General features: G+C 45.0%; 19 protein-coding genes. 3 read left to right on the top strand and 16 right to left on the bottom strand.

Annotation, left to right across the window (positions count from 1 at the left end; genetic code table 11):
* Window positions 1-256: 256 nt before the first annotated feature.
* Window positions 257-2047: an N-acetylneuraminate synthase family protein gene (locus V6D41_RS09100; RefSeq protein WP_333517979.1), complete on the top strand. Its 1791-nt coding sequence runs from the start codon at window positions 257-259 to the stop codon at window positions 2045-2047.
* 142 nt (window positions 2048-2189) lie between these two features.
* Here the strand turns inward: V6D41_RS09100 and V6D41_RS09095 are convergent, their stop codons facing one another.
* On the bottom strand, window positions 2190-2624 hold the full coding sequence (locus V6D41_RS09095) for a DUF5392 family protein (RefSeq protein WP_087992667.1): 435 nt from the start codon (window positions 2622-2624) through the stop codon (window positions 2190-2192).
* Window positions 2625-2868: 244 nt separating this feature from the next.
* On the opposite strand from V6D41_RS09095, the gene cls reads away from it, so the two are divergent.
* Window positions 2869-4317 carry a cardiolipin synthase gene (gene cls, locus V6D41_RS09090; RefSeq protein WP_333517978.1) on the top strand — a complete coding sequence of 483 codons (1449 nt, stop codon included), beginning with the start codon at window positions 2869-2871 and terminating at the stop codon, window positions 4315-4317.
* A gap of 21 nt (window positions 4318-4338) precedes the next feature.
* Here cls and V6D41_RS09085 read toward each other — a convergent pair whose 3' ends face one another.
* Window positions 4339-5112 carry a MerR family transcriptional regulator gene (locus tag V6D41_RS09085; RefSeq protein ID WP_333517977.1) on the bottom strand — a complete coding sequence of 258 codons (774 nt, stop codon included), beginning with the start codon at window positions 5110-5112 and terminating at the stop codon, window positions 4339-4341.
* A 145-nt stretch (window positions 5113-5257) separates the two neighbouring features.
* On the opposite strand from V6D41_RS09085, the gene V6D41_RS09080 reads away from it, so the two are divergent.
* The gene (locus tag V6D41_RS09080; protein WP_087992670.1) at window positions 5258-5647 is read left to right on the top strand and encodes a DUF5362 family protein; all 390 of its coding nucleotides are present in this window, start codon (window positions 5258-5260) and stop codon (window positions 5645-5647) included.
* 33 nt (window positions 5648-5680) lie between these two features.
* Here V6D41_RS09080 and V6D41_RS09075 read toward each other — a convergent pair whose 3' ends face one another.
* From V6D41_RS09075 to moaA, 14 genes are all read right to left on the bottom strand, one after another.
* Window positions 5681-6322 (bottom strand): NAD(P)-dependent oxidoreductase, encoded by a 642-nt coding sequence (locus V6D41_RS09075; RefSeq protein WP_333517976.1) that lies wholly within the window; start codon window positions 6320-6322, stop codon window positions 5681-5683.
* Window positions 6323-6388: 66 nt separating this feature from the next.
* On the bottom strand, window positions 6389-6790 hold the full coding sequence (locus V6D41_RS09070) for an Rrf2 family transcriptional regulator (RefSeq protein ID WP_333517975.1): 402 nt from the start codon (window positions 6788-6790) through the stop codon (window positions 6389-6391).
* A gap of 133 nt (window positions 6791-6923) precedes the next feature.
* Complete coding sequence (ureC, locus tag V6D41_RS09065; RefSeq protein ID WP_333517974.1) at window positions 6924-8633, bottom strand: urease subunit alpha; 1710 nt, start codon at window positions 8631-8633, stop codon at window positions 6924-6926.
* Window positions 8630-9004, bottom strand: coding sequence for an urease subunit beta (gene ureB / locus V6D41_RS09060; protein WP_148962534.1), 375 nt, complete (start codon window positions 9002-9004; stop codon window positions 8630-8632). The genes ureC and ureB overlap by 4 nt, the downstream gene beginning before the upstream one ends.
* A complete protein-coding gene (ureA, locus tag V6D41_RS09055) occupies window positions 9001-9318 on the bottom strand; it encodes an urease subunit gamma (protein WP_148962533.1) in 318 nt (105 codons plus the stop codon). Before ureA ends, ureB begins: the two co-directional genes overlap by 4 nt.
* Window positions 9319-9417: 99 nt before the next feature.
* A complete protein-coding gene (urtE, locus tag V6D41_RS09050) occupies window positions 9418-10119 on the bottom strand; it encodes an urea ABC transporter ATP-binding subunit UrtE (RefSeq protein ID WP_333517973.1) in 702 nt (233 codons plus the stop codon).
* Window positions 10116-10865: an urea ABC transporter ATP-binding protein UrtD gene (gene urtD, locus V6D41_RS09045; protein WP_333517972.1), complete on the bottom strand. Its 750-nt coding sequence runs from the start codon at window positions 10863-10865 to the stop codon at window positions 10116-10118. Before urtD ends, urtE begins: the two co-directional genes overlap by 4 nt.
* Window positions 10840-11910 carry an urea ABC transporter permease subunit UrtC gene (gene urtC, locus V6D41_RS09040; RefSeq protein WP_333517971.1) on the bottom strand — a complete coding sequence of 357 codons (1071 nt, stop codon included), beginning with the start codon at window positions 11908-11910 and terminating at the stop codon, window positions 10840-10842. Before urtC ends, urtD begins: the two co-directional genes overlap by 26 nt.
* An 11-nt stretch (window positions 11911-11921) precedes the next feature.
* Window positions 11922-12824: an urea ABC transporter permease subunit UrtB gene (urtB, locus tag V6D41_RS09035; RefSeq protein ID WP_333517970.1), complete on the bottom strand. Its 903-nt coding sequence runs from the start codon at window positions 12822-12824 to the stop codon at window positions 11922-11924.
* Window positions 12825-12856: 32 nt separating this feature from the next.
* Window positions 12857-14113, bottom strand: a complete 1257-nt coding sequence (urtA, locus tag V6D41_RS09030; protein WP_333517969.1) for an urea ABC transporter substrate-binding protein — start codon at window positions 14111-14113, stop codon at window positions 12857-12859.
* Between the two features lie 217 nt (window positions 14114-14330).
* Window positions 14331-14516 (bottom strand): CsbD family protein, encoded by a 186-nt coding sequence (locus V6D41_RS09025; RefSeq protein WP_333517968.1) that lies wholly within the window; start codon window positions 14514-14516, stop codon window positions 14331-14333.
* A 70-nt stretch (window positions 14517-14586) separates the two neighbouring features.
* Window positions 14587-15066 carry a hypothetical protein gene (locus tag V6D41_RS09020; protein ID WP_148962527.1) on the bottom strand — a complete coding sequence of 160 codons (480 nt, stop codon included), beginning with the start codon at window positions 15064-15066 and terminating at the stop codon, window positions 14587-14589.
* A 169-nt stretch (window positions 15067-15235) separates the two neighbouring features.
* Complete coding sequence (locus V6D41_RS09015; protein ID WP_333517967.1) at window positions 15236-16369, bottom strand: response regulator aspartate phosphatase; 1134 nt, start codon at window positions 16367-16369, stop codon at window positions 15236-15238.
* A gap of 194 nt (window positions 16370-16563) precedes the next feature.
* Window positions 16564-17589 carry a GTP 3',8-cyclase MoaA gene (gene moaA / locus V6D41_RS09010; RefSeq protein ID WP_333517966.1) on the bottom strand — a complete coding sequence of 342 codons (1026 nt, stop codon included), beginning with the start codon at window positions 17587-17589 and terminating at the stop codon, window positions 16564-16566.
* Window positions 17590-17600: the final 11 nt, after the last annotated feature.

The following is a 17600-nucleotide window of genomic DNA, read 5'->3' as shown; positions in this document are numbered from 1 at the left end:
AAGCATCAAATGGGAGACAGTACCAGGCATGAGTTCCAGATAAAACGGAACCGTGCCTTTTTTAATTGTCTATTTTTCACACTTTACTTCAGTTTGTTTATATTTTCCAAACAAAGCAGGCAGGTGCAAACACCAAGTTCTTAAGGAAGCATACAATTAATAAACGACTTGGTCTTTTTTTGTAAACAGCTTTGTCAAGTGGCACCTGCCAGATCACTGCAGGATTGTCCCAATAAAAAATAAAGGAGCGAGGCATTTGGAAAGTAACAGCATTTCGGAAGAAGTAAAAGTCATTGCTGAAATTGCAAACGCCCATCAAGGAAAAGAGGAGAACCTCAAAACACTCATCAAGGCTGCCGCAGAAAGCGGAGCAGATGGTGTGAAATTTCAGTGGTTCAAGTATGACTGTATTGCAACACCGTGTTTTTTTGCTTACGAGTCTTATATCGAGCTGTTTTTGAATGAAGATGTATGGAAAAGTTGTGTCGCTTATGGAAAAAGACTTGGATTAGAAATTTGGGTAGATATTTTCGATTCATGGGGGGCAGAGCTCTTTTTGCACCTACAACATGACATTAATGGCATAAAGCTTCCAACAACCATCCTTCAATCCACAGAGATCATGAAAACGATAGGTATGACCGAAAAGCCTGTACTCATTGGAGTTGGGGGTTGGTACGAAGATGAGATCGATCAGATGGTGTCGCTTGTAAAACAACATATGAAAAATCAGCTCATTCTCATGCATGGATTTCAAGGGTATCCGACAAAATTAGAGGATATTAATCTAAAACGAGTTCAACACCTAAAAAATAGATACAATGTTCAAATTGGATTTGCGGATCACATTGACGCAGATCATCCGCTTGCGGCCGACCTTCCTGTCTATGCATATTTCTCAGGGGCAGCTGTTATTGAAAAACATATTACCCTAAATCGGGCAGCTAAAGGGTTTGATTATTACTCTTCACTTGAGCCAAACGAATTCAAACTGATGACGGAAAAGCTCCAGCAGGCCCAAATTGCAGCTGGTTCAACTGAAGTAAATGAATCCGAAAGAAAGTATTTGCATGATTCATCATTACGTGTGACAACCAACCGGGATATAAAAAAAGGAGAAATCATTACACTGGATAAAACGAGTTACAAAAGATGCGGAAATAAGAATGCATTAATGCCTTTACAAATCGAGGACTCATTTCCTCAAGTAGCAACTGCTGATTTATCGTTAAACCAGCCAATTACATCAAACGAAATAAAAAGTCCAAGAATTGCGATTGCAGTGATATGCCGGCTAAAATCGACTCGTTTGCCGAAAAAAGCGCTACTCCCTATTTATGAAATCCCCTCTGTTGAGCGCTGTTTAATCAATTGCCTGGCTATCCCTGGTGTTCATGAAGTTGTGTTGGCAACGTCAAATCTTCCTGAAGACGATCCGCTTGAAGGTTTCACTCTAAACGGAAAGGTCAGAATCGTGAGAGGCGCCCCCGAAAATGTTGCAGAAAGAATGCTTGAAGCCGCAGCTTTAACAAAAGCCGATATTATTATCCGTGTGACAGGTGATTGCCCAGCAGTTTCACCTGAAGTACTTCAATATTTAATTGACCGGCACTTGCAAAAAGGAGCAGATTATACTCAGGAGCTTTCAAGTTCAGCAGGAATTTCCGGTAATATCATTACTGTTGAAGCCCTTCAGCGGCTTGTACAGCAGCCAAAACCGTTAACCCATACAGAATATCTTTCTTTTTATTTTTTAAACAATCCTTCCCTATTCTCCATCAATCAAGTCAGCCTGCCAGAAGCACTCCATTATCCATCATGGCGTTTAACACTGGATGAACCTAAAGACTTAGAGCTGTTTGAACAAATATATCGAAACCTGAATGTCAAAAACGAACCGCTCTATTTCAGCCGGATAAGAGATTATTTATCAGAAAACCAACACATTACAAAAATAAATCAAAATGTTTCAACCAAATGGATCGATCAGACATCTCTAGTGGAGGAAATCAACAAAGCAACACGGTTGCCAGCGGAGAACAAGTAATATCTCGCCAAAATAAACGGTGCATGAGTTCGGAATCATACCGAATCCGTGCATTTTTATTTTGACTGTTCATATCCCGAATGTCTCCTAAAAAAACACCCGATTGTCAGGAAATTCCTAACATTCCGGGTGCAGTTCTTATTTAATACAATTTCTTGCGTCTGTCTTCCTCAGTCAAAAATTCCACAAAACTCCGCATCGCAAACGGTTCTTCCTTAATCTGGCGCGTATAGGAGTCTTTCCGCTCTTCTGAAAGGATGTCGCTCTTTTTGATCCTGTTCAGCATATAGATGCGAACCGTTTTTTGGACCTGTTTATGCTGGTAGCCCGCTTCTTTGAAAAATGCCAATCCAAGCGCCGCCAGAAGGGCGAATATTCCTGCGCTGATCAAGGACTCCCTGTCTGCTGAAGCGTGAAATAGAAAAGCGACCAAATTAAAGAGAGAGAATGCTGCAAGCGGAAAAGCAAGAAAACGGTAAATGACGGTTTTCTTCATGAAAGGCTGTACGGCCTTTTGAATTTTTTGCATTTCTGTTTTAATGAACCCCGGCATTTGTTCGACTCTGTAAAAGTTCATGTATTCCTCCCCCTTTATTTGATGTTGCAAAGCTTCACGAACGTTATCATATGTGTTTATTTTAACGCAGGTGCAAGCTGGTTTTAAAGAAATCTGCCCGACTTTTCGGCAAAGAATCTGGAGCGCCGCCCTTTATTCTTTTAAAATGGGAGTGTTATAATTTGTAATGGGAATCAGATCGCTGTTAATCATGGAATACTAATGGCAATCTTCTTGATAAATATTGAATGAGCGGGGTTACAAATTGAGTATTTCTTCCATCCTTTTATCACTTTTTTTCATTTTGAATATTCTTTTGGCCATCATTGTCATTTTCAAAGAACGGCGCGATGCCAGCGCATCTTGGGCTTGGCTGCTTGTTCTTTTCTTTATTCCCGTTTTAGGCTTTATTTTATACTTATTATTCGGCCATAATCTCAGGCGCAAGCAATTGTTTCAATGGGAGGACCGAAAAAAGATCGGAATCGAAAAGCTGCTGAAGCATCAGCTTGAAGACTTAGAAACCAGGCAATTTCAGTTCAACAACCGGGCAACATTTGATAATAAAGATTTAATTTATATGCTTATTATGAATAATCATGCTGTGTTTACAGAGGATAATTCAGTTGACGTGATTACAGACGGCCGGGATAAGTTTCAGCGGCTGCTGCATGACATCTCAAAGGCTAAGGATCATATCCACTTACAATATTATATTTATAAAGGTGATGAATTAGGCAAAAAATTACGGGACGCTCTCATCCAAAAAGCGAAAGAAGGCGTTCAGGTCAGGGTGCTATATGATGAACTCGGGTCCAGAACACTGAGAAAAAAGTTTTTTAAAGAGCTCCGCGAGGCCGGCGGGCATGTGGAGGTCTTTTTTCCTTCAAAACTCAGGCCGATTAACTTGCGGCTGAATTATCGGAACCACCGAAAGCTTGTCATCGTAGACGGGGTGATCGGTTATGTCGGAGGATTTAACGTCGGAGATGAGTACCTCGGGCTTAATCCGAAATTCGGTTATTGGCGTGATACGCATATCCGGCTGCAAGGAACCGCCGTGCACGCCATCCAGACACGTTTCATTCTTGACTGGAACCAGGCTTCCCACCGCCATACGCTGACATATATTCCGAATCACTTTCCTGATTCCGGCCCAAAAGGCAACGTCGGGATGCAGATTGTCACGAGCGGACCGGATTCCGAGTGGGAACAAATTAAAAATGGCTACATTAAAATGATTTCGAATGCCAAGCGTTCCATTTTGATTCAAACGCCTTATTTTATCCCTGACGCAAGCCTGCTGGATGCTTTAAGGATCGCGTGCCTGTCAGGCATTGATGTCAACATCATGATCCCGAACAAGCCTGATCATGCCTTTGTATACTGGGCGACACTTTCGTACATCGGCGATCTGTTGAAAGCCGGGGCCACTGTCTATATATATGATAACGGCTTTATCCACGCGAAAACCATCGTGGTGGATGACGAAATTGCATCAGTCGGGACAGCGAATATCGACGTTCGAAGCTTCAGGCTGAATTTTGAGGTTAATGCATTTATTTACGATATCTCCATTGCGAAAAAACTGGTTTCTACATTTAAAGAAGATTTGCTCGTATCCAGAAAATACACCTATGAAGAATACCTGCAGCGCCCCTTATGGATTCGAATGAAAGAATCCATCTCGCGGCTGTTGTCGCCGATTTTATAAGATGCGCCAAAACCCCGGCTTTTACGGCCGGGGTTTTTCCTGATAGTCACAGTAGATGATCATCGCTTCCCGCAAAAAAGCGGCAAGGCCATCTCCATATTGATTGATCGAATCGGTAAATCGTTCGTCAGTGATATACACTTCTCCAAGCCCTCTGAAAATGTCGAGCGTGCAATCATAATGATATTGACAAATATGGTCGCGAAACGCTCCCACAGCGGCCTGAACCTCTGCATCATCGGGACCGTGCTCCATTCGCGCCGCGATTCTCCTGTAAATCGAATCAAAGTCAGCCATGATCGTACGCCAATCGTCTGCCGAGTATGCGGATGTCTTCTTCTCTGTTTCTTCCGCGATTTCCTTTCCATAGAGCTTTCTGACTTCATCAGCGTATGTCTGCTGGTGCTCTTCAATGTCTTTCATGCTTAATCCGGCAAATAAATCCCGCTTATTCATTTGTTCTCCTCCCTCAATGGACTGAATCGTCCTGTCAATCGTTTGAATCATCTCTTCCATTCTTTGTTTTTTCTTCATCAACATATCCTTTTGCGATTGAAGCGCTTCTTTCCGGTCAAAATTCGGATGATCCAGCAACTTTTTAATATCATCCAAACGAAAACCTATTTCCTTAAAAAATAAAATTTGCTGCAGTCTTTCTAGATCTGAATCACTGTATAAACGGTATCCCGCGTCAGTAACCGTTGAAGGATTCAGAAGCTGAATATCGTCATAGTGATGAAGAGTCCGAATGCTAACGTCCGCTATTTCCGCCACTTGTTTGACCTGATATTTCATATTTGCCGCCTCCTCGTCTTTTATCGTAAACAATCACGCAGCGTCAGGGTCAACCCCAAAATTGTTAATTTTGATATACAAAACTTCTCACAAATAGTGTATAAAAGAAAAGTGAGTATTTTTTTGTAAAGGGGAGCCAGTGTACATGAATCCTGAAACAATGAACAAAACCCTCGTTAGCATTTCGAAATGGGGGAAAGCAACAGGCATTTTATTTATTATTATGGGCGCTCTTACCGCGCTTTCAGGCGCGTTCTTTTTTCTAATCGGTGCCGTGCCGGGCGTACTGCAAATTATCGCTGGAATCTTTTTGATGCGGTCAGCTAAAGAAGCAGGACAAATGGCTGACCACAACAGCGGACAGTCTGAAGACTTAATGCTGGAGAATTACGCGAAGTTTGTGAAGATGCAAGGGATTTATTTAATCGTAAGCATTGCTGTATCTATTCTTGCGATTATCGCCTTCTTCGTCTTCTTAATGCTTGGGATTGCTGACGGCCTTTTCAGCGATTATGATACGTACAGCACTTATTAATCAGAAAAACCCGGAGGAAACTCCGGGTTTTTCTTATTCCGCTTCGCTTACCACTGTGAAGCGTTCATTTTTGTGTGCAGGATGTTCAAGCTCATCCACTACAGCAATGGCATAATCCGCATAGCTGATATAGCTATCGCCTTTTGCGTTAACGATGACATTGTCTTTTCCTTTTTGATAAGAACCCGTCCGTTTTCCTGCCGGATCAAAAAATGCCGCAGGGCTGAGGAACGTCCATGAAACGGAGTCTGTCTGCTGCAAATCTTTCAGGTTCTCCCCTTGGTTTGATGCAGTCGCCACATATTCTTTCGGGAATTCCGGTGTATCCATTAAACGGGTTGTTTTGGCTTCATCAACAAACAGGCTTCCTGCTCCGCCAACAACTAGCAATCTTGTGTTTTTCGCGTCCTTTAAGATGCTGATTAGTTTTCTGCCTGCCTCAACATGAAGATGTTCCTCACCAGCCGCTGCTCCAAAAGCGTTGACGACCGCATCGAAAGGCTTGATGTCTTCTGCAGTCAGTTCAAACACATCTTTCTCCAAAATCGCTATATCCTGTTCCTTCACTTTTGAAGCGTTTCGGACGATGGCAGTTACTTCATGCCCTCTTGTTTTCGCTTCTTTCAAAATCTCGTTTCCTGCTTTTCCGCTTGCACCGATAATTCCAATTTTCATTTTTCATGTCCTCCTTATTGTAACAATTTTAGTTACATGTTGGCGGTGAGAAGTCATCCCTTTTGATTAAAAGAGATGATTCATAACATCTTCTAATGACTTGCTTGCCAGTTCATTCTCCATCGCTTTTTGCACACTTTCAAAAGTTTCATCCAGTGCGTTCTGAATTTTTTTCCCTACCGGACAGTTCGGATTCGGGTTTTCATGGACCGCAAAGAGTTCATCTTGCTTTTGGACAGCTCGATATACTTCTAAAAGAGAAATATCAGCCGGATCTTTTTTGAGTCTTGCACCCGGCACCCCGGCGCGTGATGTGAGAATATCCGCTTTTTTCAGCAGGCTGATCATTCTTCGCACGACAACAGGATTGGTGTTGACGCTGCCAGCGATGATTTCTGAAGACTCTTTTTCATCCATCGAAATGAGGGATAAAATATGAATGGCAACAGCAAGACGGCTGTTAATCATGTTTTTCACCACCGTTGTAACTATAATAGTTACATTTGATTCGTTTGTCAACATCTAATATACACTAATTACGGGGTTCGTGTGTACCGTTTTTAGTCAATAGAACGGCCGGATGCACCCCGGCCGTGTCTTGTCAGAATAAGAAATATCTTTGTCCAAGCGGAACATAATCGACAGGCTGGCAAGACAGTTCCTCTCCGTCAGCGAAGACCTGATAGGTTTTTGGATCAACTTCGATCTTCGGCAAAGCTGAGTTCAATTTCATATCCAGCTTACTGAGCTTTCTGATATTTTTGACAGGAGAAATTCTTTTTTCCAACCCTAAACTTTCCGCCACACCCCGCTCAATGCTTGCCTGAGACATAAATGTAATGGATGTTGAGCGGTTGGCTTTTCCGTATGACGCATACATTTGGCGCATAAATACCGGCTCAGGCGTCGGAATGGACGCGTTCGGATCTCCCATTTGCGCACGTGCAATCATGCCGCCCTTTAAGACCAGTTCAGGCTTAACGCCAAAAAATACCGGGTCCCACAAAACGAGATCAGCAAGCTTCCCTTTTTCCACCGAGCCGACTTCATGGCTGAGCCCGTGAGTAATTGCCGGATTAATCGTGTATTTGGCAATGTAGCGTTTTGCGCGCACATTGTCGTTTCCGTTTTCGCCGGCAAGAGCGCCGCGCTGTTTTTTCATTTTGTCGGCTACCTGCCACGTTCGGATGATCACTTCACCGACCCGCCCCATTGCTTGGGAATCCGATGATGTCATGCTGATCGCGCCGATATCATGGAGAATATCCTCTGCCGCAATGGTCGCAGCCCTGATTCTGGAATGGCTGAATGCCACATCTTCAGGCACTTTCGCATCTAAATGGTGGCAGACCATCATCATGTCAAGATGCTCCTCCATCGTATTAACAGTATAAGGAATGGTTGGCGTTGTGGATGACGGCAGAATGTTTGCGTAAGAGGCGAGCTTCATAATATCCGGAGCGTGGCCGCCGCCTGCTCCTTCAATGTGATAGGTATGAATGACCCGGTCCCCGATCGCGTCGAGCGTGTTTTCCAGGAAGCCCGCTTCGTTAATCGTATCGGTATGGATGGCGACTTGAATATCAGCCTCATCCACAACTTCCATACACGTTTTGATGGCGCTTGGCGTCGTGCCCCAGTCTTCATGAAGCTTAAGGCCGATGGCGCCTGCTTCCACCTGTTCGATCAGCGGCGCTTTATCGGATGCATTCCCTTTTCCTAAGAAGCCGACATTGATCGGAAACGCCTCGGCCGCTTCCAGCATCCTTGCCATATACCACGCGCCAGACGTACATGTTGTCGCTTTGCTTCCTGTAGCGGGTCCTGTCCCGCCTCCCAAAAGGGTCGTCACACCTGAAGAAAGCGCAACTTCCATCTGCTGAGGGCAAATAAAATGAATGTGCGTATCCACTCCTCCGGCTGTTAAGATTTTGCCTTCACCGGAAATCACCTCTGTACCCGCGCCAATGACCATATGCGGATCGACTCCATCCATAATATCAGGGTTTCCGCTTTTTCCGACGCCGACAATCCGTCCGTCCTTAACACCGACATCGGCTTTAACAATGCCTGAGTAATCCAAGAGCACGACGTTGGTAATGACCAAATCCAAAGCGCCGTCTCTCCCTGTGATTCTGCCGTTTTGACCCATGCCGTCACGGATCGTTTTTCCGCCGCCAAAGACCATTTCTTCACCGTATACTGTGAAATCCTGTTCAACCTCGATCCATAAATCCGTATCGCCCAATCTGATTTTATCGCCCGTTGTCGGACCAAACAGCTCCGCATATTGCTCCCGTGACATCTTCATCGGATTACACCCTCCATCCAGCCGGCTTGTTTTAAGTTGGCTAACGTCTTTTCTTTGCCGCGTCCATCGATATATGTATCGGCCATTCCGTTCAGTCCCCGTACTGTTTTTCGTCCGCTGAATTCAACAAGAGTGACGGTTTTCTCCTCACCCGGCTCAAAACGGACCGATGTGCCTGAGGGAATGTCGATACGCATGCCGATGGTTTGTTCACGATCAAACGATAATGCACGATTGGCTTCCGCAAAATGAAAATGCGAACCGACCTGAATGGAGCGTGATCCGGTGTTTTTCACCGTTACCTCCCGTGTCTGGCGGCCTTCGTTAATCGTAATCGTTCCCTCAGCAATTTGAAATGCTCCCGGCTTCATGACGTCACCTCCGCAGAAATCGGCTGGTGTACGGTGACAAGCTTTACTCCGTCAGGGAATGTGGCTTCCACCTGAATGCTGTCGAGCATCTCAGGCACACCCTCCATCACGTCTTTTTCCGTTAACACATGGCGGCCGGCTTCCATCAGCTCCGCCACTCTCTTTCCGTCACGTGCGCCTTCCATGATAAAGCAGGTGATATAAGCGGCGGCCTCGGGATAATTCAGCAGAACGCCGCGCTCCTTTCGCTGTTTGGCTAGTTCTCCCGCTGCAAAAATGAGCAATTTCTCTTGTTCAACCGGTGTCAGTTTCATCTGTAGTCCTCCTTCTTTTTTCATATAAAGCAGATGTGATTACCATGAATTCGCGGAACATGCAGGCGGGACATCACCTCCCTTACTCCAGCATAAAAATCATACAGTAAGATGCCTTTCAAAGCGGCGTGCCGTTTCTTCATCGGCCTTCCCATCGTCAATAACCGTTCCCCTGTCGATCACATAAAGGTGGTCAGCACATGTTAACGCATTTTCCAGACTGTGCTCGACTAACATAACGGAAATATCCTTTTTTCTGGCAATTTCTACGATAACTTGTCTGATTAGTTTGACAATTGAAGGCTGAATTCCTTCCATTGGTTCATCAAGTAAAATAATTTTCGGATCCCCCATCAGCGCTCTGGCAATTGCAAGCTGCTGCTGCTGCCCTCCGCTTAAATCGCCGCCTTTGCGGTCAAGCATCTCCTTTAAAACTGGAAACCACTGAAAAATTTCTTCCTTGATCTGCCCCGTCCGCTTTTTCTTCGGAAGCGGCTCCTCCCCGAGCAGCAGGTTGTCACGAACGGTTAAGGAGGAAAAGATATCTCTTCCCTGCGGAACGTACGCAATCCCCACTCTTGCCCGTGTTTCCGCCTTTTCGTTTTGAACAAACGTTTGATTAAAACGAATATCCCCCTGTTTAGCCGGAAGCAGGCCTATGATTGTTTTCAGCAAAGTGGATTTGCCGACTCCGTTTCGGCCTAATACAGCGACAATCTGCCCCGGACGAACCATCATGCTGAGGCTGTGCAAAACCATCGATTGATCGTAACCGGATGTTACATTGCTGACGGTAATCATGACACACTTCTCCTTCCTAAATACACCGCTGCCACCTCTTCATTGCTTGTGATGTCATCCATCGATCCTTCACAAAGCACTTTGCCTTCATGCATGACCGTGACTTTTCTGGAAAACGAACGCACAAAATCCATATCGTGCTCGACAATCAGAACAGAGCACGTTTTCGCGATCTCTTCAAGCAAGGCTCCGGTTTTTTCCCGCTCCTTTCCCGTCATGCCGGCAATCGGTTCATCCAGCAGCAAAAGCTTTGGCTCCATGGCGAGCTGCATGCCGATTTCAAGCCATTGCTTCTGTCCGTGTGACAGACTGCCGGCTTTTAGATCCCGCTTGTCATCTAACCCTATCAGCCTCAGGGTGTCTATCATCCTGTCACTTTGCTCTTTTGTCATACGCGCTGTCAGCAATGAAAGAATCGTTTTTTTCTGTTTCATGGCAAGCTCGAGGTTTTCAAACACAGTCAGCCGCGTAAAGACACTCGGAGCCTGAAACTTTCTGGCGACCCCCAGTTTCGCGATCTGATATTCCCGAGTCTTTGTCAATTCATCCGCTTCTTGAAAAAGAACTTCACCCGAATGCGGCTTTGTTTTTCCGCAAATGATGTCCAGCAAAGTCGTTTTTCCGGCGCCGTTCGGCCCAATCAGAAAATGGATATCACGTTCCCGCACACTGATATCAGCGCCCCGCAAAGCCCAAAACCCGTCAAACTTAACCTTCACGTCACGGCAGGTAAGTATCGGTTTCATAAGCAGCCGCTCCTTTCTTTTTTGAGGAGAAAAGCTGGTTTATAAACTTCTCGAACAGCCCGACAATCCCTTTTGGCATATAGAGCACAACGATAATAAAAAGTGCGCCGAGGAAGTACAGCCAAATGTCAGGATAATATTCGCTTAAATAGCTTTTCATTCCGTTCGTTAGAAGTGCGCCAAGCACCGCCCCGAAAATGGAGTGCCTGCCGCCGATCGCCACCCACAGCACCATTTCCACCGAAGGAATGATGCCCATCATTTCCGGCGAGATCATCCCGTCCTGAAGCACAAACAGCATCCCTGCAATCCCCGCCATCGCAGCGGATACACAGTAAATAAATACTTTAAAAACGGTGGAATGATACCCGAAAAAACGGACTCTGTTTTCTCCGTCGCGCACCGCCTGCAATAGCCGCCCAAAACGGCTTCTCGTCAGAAACAAAGCGAGCACGACAGAAACACCGAGGAAAAAGAGTGCCGTAAAATACAAAATCCGCTTCATTGCAGGATCGGCCAGAGAATACTGGAAAATGGAATAGAAATTCGTGAGGCCATTCGTGCCGCCTGTGATTCCCTGGCTGCCGATGAACAATGTGACAACCACCACAACAACAGCCTGAGAGATCAACGAAAAATAAACGCCCTTTATGTTGTTGCGGAAGGTAAAGTAACCGAGTAAAAAGGCCAGAAAGACAGGCACAGTGACAGCCGCGGCAATCGCAGCTAAAGGGTTCCTGAACATTGCCCAGATCCACGGCAGTTCAGTGACCCCTGTCCACTGCATAAAGTCAGGAATGCCTGACGGCGAGGCTTCTATTTTTAAATACATAGCCATACAGTAAGCACCCAATCCGAAAAAGACGCCATGCCCCAAACTCAAAATGCCTGTATATCCCCAAATCAGGCAAATGCCGACCGCTACAATCGCAAAGCACAAAAACTTTGCCAACAGCCCTAATCGAAACTCCTGCAGCAAGAACGGAGCGGCGATAAGAAGAGCAAACATCACCAGATACGGACTGAATTGTGAAAACCGCTTCATCCGGTTCCCTCCTAATCAAGTAATCTCGTTCTGACACTCGCAAGACCTGAAGGCCGCCATTGCAGAAAGAGAATAATAAATGCAAACACGACAACCTTGGCAATCGTAGCACTTGTGGAATACTCAACGAATGTGCTCAGCAAACCGACGGTCACCGCACCTATAATGGTGCCTTTTAATTTTCCGATTCCTCCTAAAATAACGATCATGAAAGCATCGACGAGGTAAGATGAACCGAGAGTAGGCCCAATTGAGCCAAGCAATGTAAGTGAACTCCCCGCGATACCTGCCAGTCCGCTTCCGAGAGCGAAAGCCAGTGTATCTGTTTTTCTCACAGATACACCGAGACACGATGCCATGCTCCGATTTAGCGTGACAGCCTGCATCCGCCGCCCCACAGAAGTTTTAAACAAATAGAATCCGAGCAGCGTAAGCGTAAATAGTACAAGCGCCAAAATAAACAGCCTTTTATACGGAAAGGTGACGGAAAACAGCGTCACTCCTCCCGTCAGCCACTCAGGAGACTTGACGGCCACATTCGGCGCGCCAAAAATCGATCTGGCCGCCTGCTGCAGAATTAAGCTCACTCCCCACGTCGCCAAAAGGCTGTCGAGCGGACGGTCATATAATCGCCTGACGATCACTTTTTCAATGACAATCCCAATAAGCGCCGCAACCGCAAACGCCATGATGATTGCGATTAAAAAATAGTAAGAAAACAGGGAAGCCGGCAAATAGCTGATAAATAGCTGCTGAACGACATATGTCGTGTAGGCTCCTGCCATAATCAGCTCACCGTGCGCCATATTAATCATGTTCATCAAACCGAATGTAACGGCCAACCCAATCGCAATGAGAATCAAAATAGAACCGAGACTGATCCCGTTAAATAATTGCGTCATGACGACAGACATGTTCCGCCTCCTCTCCCGCAAACGGCTTTGATTTATTTAGATAACCCCTTTGCCCAATCGTACGATTTTAAATACGGATCAGGTTTTACCGGATCACCTGAGTTCCATACTTCTTTAAACTGTCCATCCCCCGTGATTTGCCCGATTCTGACCGTTTTGTAAAGATGCTGTGTATCTCCGTCGATTTTCACTGTGCCGCCCGGGGCTTTGAATGCAATCCCGTCAGCCGCTTTCTTCACCTTATCGACATCAAAGGACTTCGCTTTTTCAACAGCCGCTGCCCAGAGATAGACCGCATTATAGCCAGCTTCAATCGGGTCGCTCGTCACCCTGTTATCGCCATTCATCTTTTTATAGTTCTTCACGAATGTTTGATTTTCGCTCGTATTGGTTGTCTGAAAGTAATTCCACACCGCATAATGTCCTTTTAGCACATCAGGGCCGATCCCCCGAATTTCTTCCTCAGCGACACTTGCCGACATGACAGGCATATCGTCAGCCGAGATGCCCGCATCTTTCAGCTGTTTGAAAAACGCCACGTTGCTGTCGCCGTTTAATGTATTAAAAATGACATCAGGCTGTTTTTCTTTGATTTTGCTGACGAGCGTACTGTAATTCGTGTGGCCGAGCGGGGTATACTCTTCACCGGCAATTTCTCCTCCGGCCGCTTTCACCTGCGCTTTAATGATTTTATTGGCTGTTCTCGGGAACACGTAATCTGATCCGATCAGAAAGAACTTCTTACCTTTATTCTTCAGCAGCCAATCAACAGCCGGAACAATTTGCTGATTCGTCGTTGCTCCGGTATAAAAAATATGAGGTGATGACTCCATTCCCTCGTACTGCACCGGATAGAACAGCAGCCCGTTGTTTTGCTCCACAACCGGAAGCATGGCTTTGCGGCTCGCTGATGTCCATCCGCCAAAAATAGCAGCGGCTTTATCCTGCTGAAGCAGTTTTCTCATTTTTTCCGCATAAACAGGCCAGTCTGAAGCGCCGTCTTCCACGACGGGTTCAAGCTTTTTGCCGAGAACTCCGCCTTTTTGGTTGATTTCTTGAATCGCCATTAACTCCGCATCATGGACGGACACTTCGCTGATCGCCATAGTTCCGCTTAACGAGTGAAGAATCCCAACCTTCACTGAATCACCGCTTGTGTCGATATCAACTGTTTTTTTCGCATCCCCGCTGGCTTCCGACACTTTCTTCGGCGCAGCGCATCCCGTCATCAGAACCATGAGCAGAAACAACAGAAAAACAGCCTGTATTCCAACCCCTTTGTTTTTCATTCAAAACCTCCCTTTGTGTGATTCCACCAGCTTATGTAATAAAAGTTAACATCTCATGTCATCATTATATAGAAGAGGGTCAATAATTCAAAGAATATTTTAAAAATTTAGATACTTTAACCAAATCGATTGCTTTTTTTGTTACATTTATTAACACATCCAAACAAGCGCACAAAAAAAGGCAAGAAACATATCGTTTCCCGCCTCTTCCGTATGATTAATCTTTATTGAATTTATCCTTCGCTTCCCCGATATCCTTTTGGGTCTCGCCTTTTGCCTTATCTTTTTTGCCTTCAGCCTGCATATCCGCTTTATCGGTCATATCTCCGACTTTATCCTTCGCTTCTCCTTTGGCTTTATTGAAGCCGCCTTTCATTTTATCTTTTACACTATCGTTACCCATGTTGATTCTCTCCCTTCATATCTGTGTACTTGTTACCTTCCCGATCTAAGAGGCGGTAAACATTTGAATGTTAATTATCGATCTCATAGCGCTCTCCGTAGCGAAGCACCTTATAAATCGCCAGCCCGTCTGATGTCTTTTTCTCAGAATATTGAACCGGCAGCAGGGCAAAGAACACATAATACGTAGAAAAATAGACAAACTGATAGAAAAACAAATTCGGTTTTAATACACTGTGTATAATCAGCAAATTGACCGCGAAAATCGTTATCAGGTTAAACAGGCTGCCCCCGGCATACACGAGTGCATGTGAGAACCGATTGTCGGTTTTCAGCTCACCAAACCTGCAAAAAGAATCGATGAAATAAATCGCTCTGATCCGTATCGGCCCAATCTTAAACAGCGTTTTGCCCATCCCAATATCCAATGATCCTTTTCCGCCAAAAATAAAAGCCATAAAGCTGTGCCCTGAAACATGTATGATCTGTACAAGCGGCAGAACAATGAGGAAAGACCATAAAAACTTCACCATATCATTGAAACCAAACATCGAATTCCCCCTCACGCTTGTCAATGACTCAGGCACCATCTGAACCCGGCCATTTTAAGTTGTTCAAAAGCATATGTAGCGATTTTTCCTGTTTCGTCCGGAAATAAACGTTCGGATACTCTCCTTATTTTGTATATAAAAAAACCATCTGGCAGCAGATGGTTTCGTCTTACACTTGATATAAACAGTCGTTCCTTTGGATCATCTCTCTCATGCTGACCGCTTTTTCATAAAAATACACCGCTTCTTTGTAATGTTCGCGATGACTGAAATAGGCGGCAGCATCCAAAGCGAATTCTTCAATATATACATACAGGGCTTTTTCTTCCATATAGTCAAATACTTCATTAATCATATCCACATTGACACATTCCACATATAAAGCCTGCAGAAATTTATATTTTGCCAGACTGAAGAAATCGTTTCGTTTTTGAGCGATGGCAATCCCTTTTTCATAGTACCGCATCGCAGCTTGGGCATCTTCTTTTTTGAAAAGAACGCGAGTCAGGCTGAAGAGCGCTTTCGGAAGCTGTTCCAGCTGATGCTCCTCAAAGACAGGCAGCGCTTTTTCAAAGAATGCCGCAGCTTGATCCAGCTCGCCTTTATCGTCATAGCAATTCCCCATATTGTAGAGGGCAGATCCGATCAAACGGGGCTGTCCTTCCAATAAAGCCAGGCGATACGCGTCATCCAAATGCTCAAGCGCCTTTTCATAATTTCTGTAGTCAATGTAGTTTCCTGATATCACGAAATGGCATTGAATTCTTCTGACTCTGTAAAAATCGTGATCCTTGTATGTCTCAAGCGCCTGTATGGCATGGTTCATGGAAAAGTGTGTCTGCTTCATGACATAAAAAACTTCAGCCACTTTAAAATGATATTCCGCTCTTTCAATTTCATCTTCCACAAACGCAAGCATCTTTTCAGCTTTCCGATAAAAGGATATGGCTGAAATATAATTGTTCTGTTCAAATTCGTACATTCCCCTGAACAAGTGAAAATAATACTCAGATAACCCGGAGATGCTGTTCTGATTGCTTTCCAGCGTTTTGATCAATTCACGATATTGAAGCTGAGATTCCTCGTGCAGGTCAGGTTTTACATAATCCAGCATAATTTGGTGACGGTAACTGATCAGCTGGTAATACAGCAGAAGCAGCTGATCCTCTTCCATATGTTTGATGTTCTGATCAATCTCTTTCTTCAGCTTAACGGCATCAGCCACTTGAAATGCTAAAATGTGCTTATACCACTTATTGATTTTCACTCCTACTTGAGATGACGGGATCTCGTACGCGGCCATGCCCCTCCAACCCTTTCTATTTTCTAATTGGTTATATTTTATCATAATGTATGGCATTGGAATTAAAAATTCTTACAATGATTCCTTCTTTATGCCTATCCTTATATATTTCGGTGTTTGTAACTATTTTTTGCCCTTGGAATCTTATAAAAAAAGCTTACCGGACAGTGCCGATAAGCTTTTTCACATGAAATTCAGCCGCCAATATAAGACATTTCCACTTTCTTTTTGCCTAATGCTTTTGATAGAGTACGATCGACCGAATACTGATCGATCCGATTTTTCCATACTGTGCCGATCATCTCCGCCAGTTCGTCATCATTTAACTCCTGCCGTACCGGCGCTCTGAGGTCAAACCCGCCTGCAGCGAATAAGCAGGTAAACAGCTCCCCTCTCGCAGAAAGACGGGCCCTGTTGCATGATCCGCAGAACGCATCAGATACAGATGATATGACGCCGATTTCCCCTGATCCGTCCAAGTAGCGGAATCTGGAAGCCACTTCGCCTATATAATTAGGCGCTATCGGTTCTACCGGCATGTGTTCATTGATCAAATCAATGATTTCCGCCTTTGTCATGACGTCCTTCTTTTCCCATTGGTTGGTGTTGCCCACGTCCATAAATTCGATGAATCTCAGGATATGCCCTTTTTCTTTAAAATAACGCGCCATAGGCATTATATCTTTTTCATTGACGCCCTTTTGGACGACCATGTTGATTTTAACACCGAGCCCCGCTTGCTTCGCCGCTTCAATGCCTTCCAGCACCTTGCTGACAGAAACCCCGCGCCCGTTTATCTTTTTAAACCGCTCGTCCTCTAAAGAATCAAGGCTGATCGTGACCCTTTTCAGCCCGGCTTCCTTGAGCCTCTCCGCATAAACAGGCAGCAGTGATCCATTTGTCGTCATCGCAATATCACGGACACCCGGAATGTGGGCCAGTTTTTTGATTAATTCGGGCATATCCTTTCTCATGAGGGGCTCTCCGCCGGTTAAGCGGATTTTTTCAACGCCGAACCTTGTGACAAACAGCGTCGCAAGCCGTTCCAGCTCCTCAAATGAAAGCAGCTCCTCTTTCTTTAAAAAAGGATAATCCGGGCCGAATAATTCGGCGGGCATACAGTACGTGCATCGGAAGTTGCAGCGGTCTGTAACAGAAATGCGAAGGTCTCTCAGCGGCCTGTTCCTTTTATCCAACATCTGACGCGATTCTGTATTCATAGCTACAGCCC

The sequence above is a fragment of the Bacillus sp. 0102A genome (genome assembly GCF_036765155.1).
Classification (GTDB): Bacteria; Bacillota; Bacilli; order Bacillales; family Bacillaceae; genus Bacillus; species Bacillus subtilis_G.
Note: the sequence above shows the minus strand (reverse complement) of the source record. Positions and strands in the feature narration are given on the sequence as shown.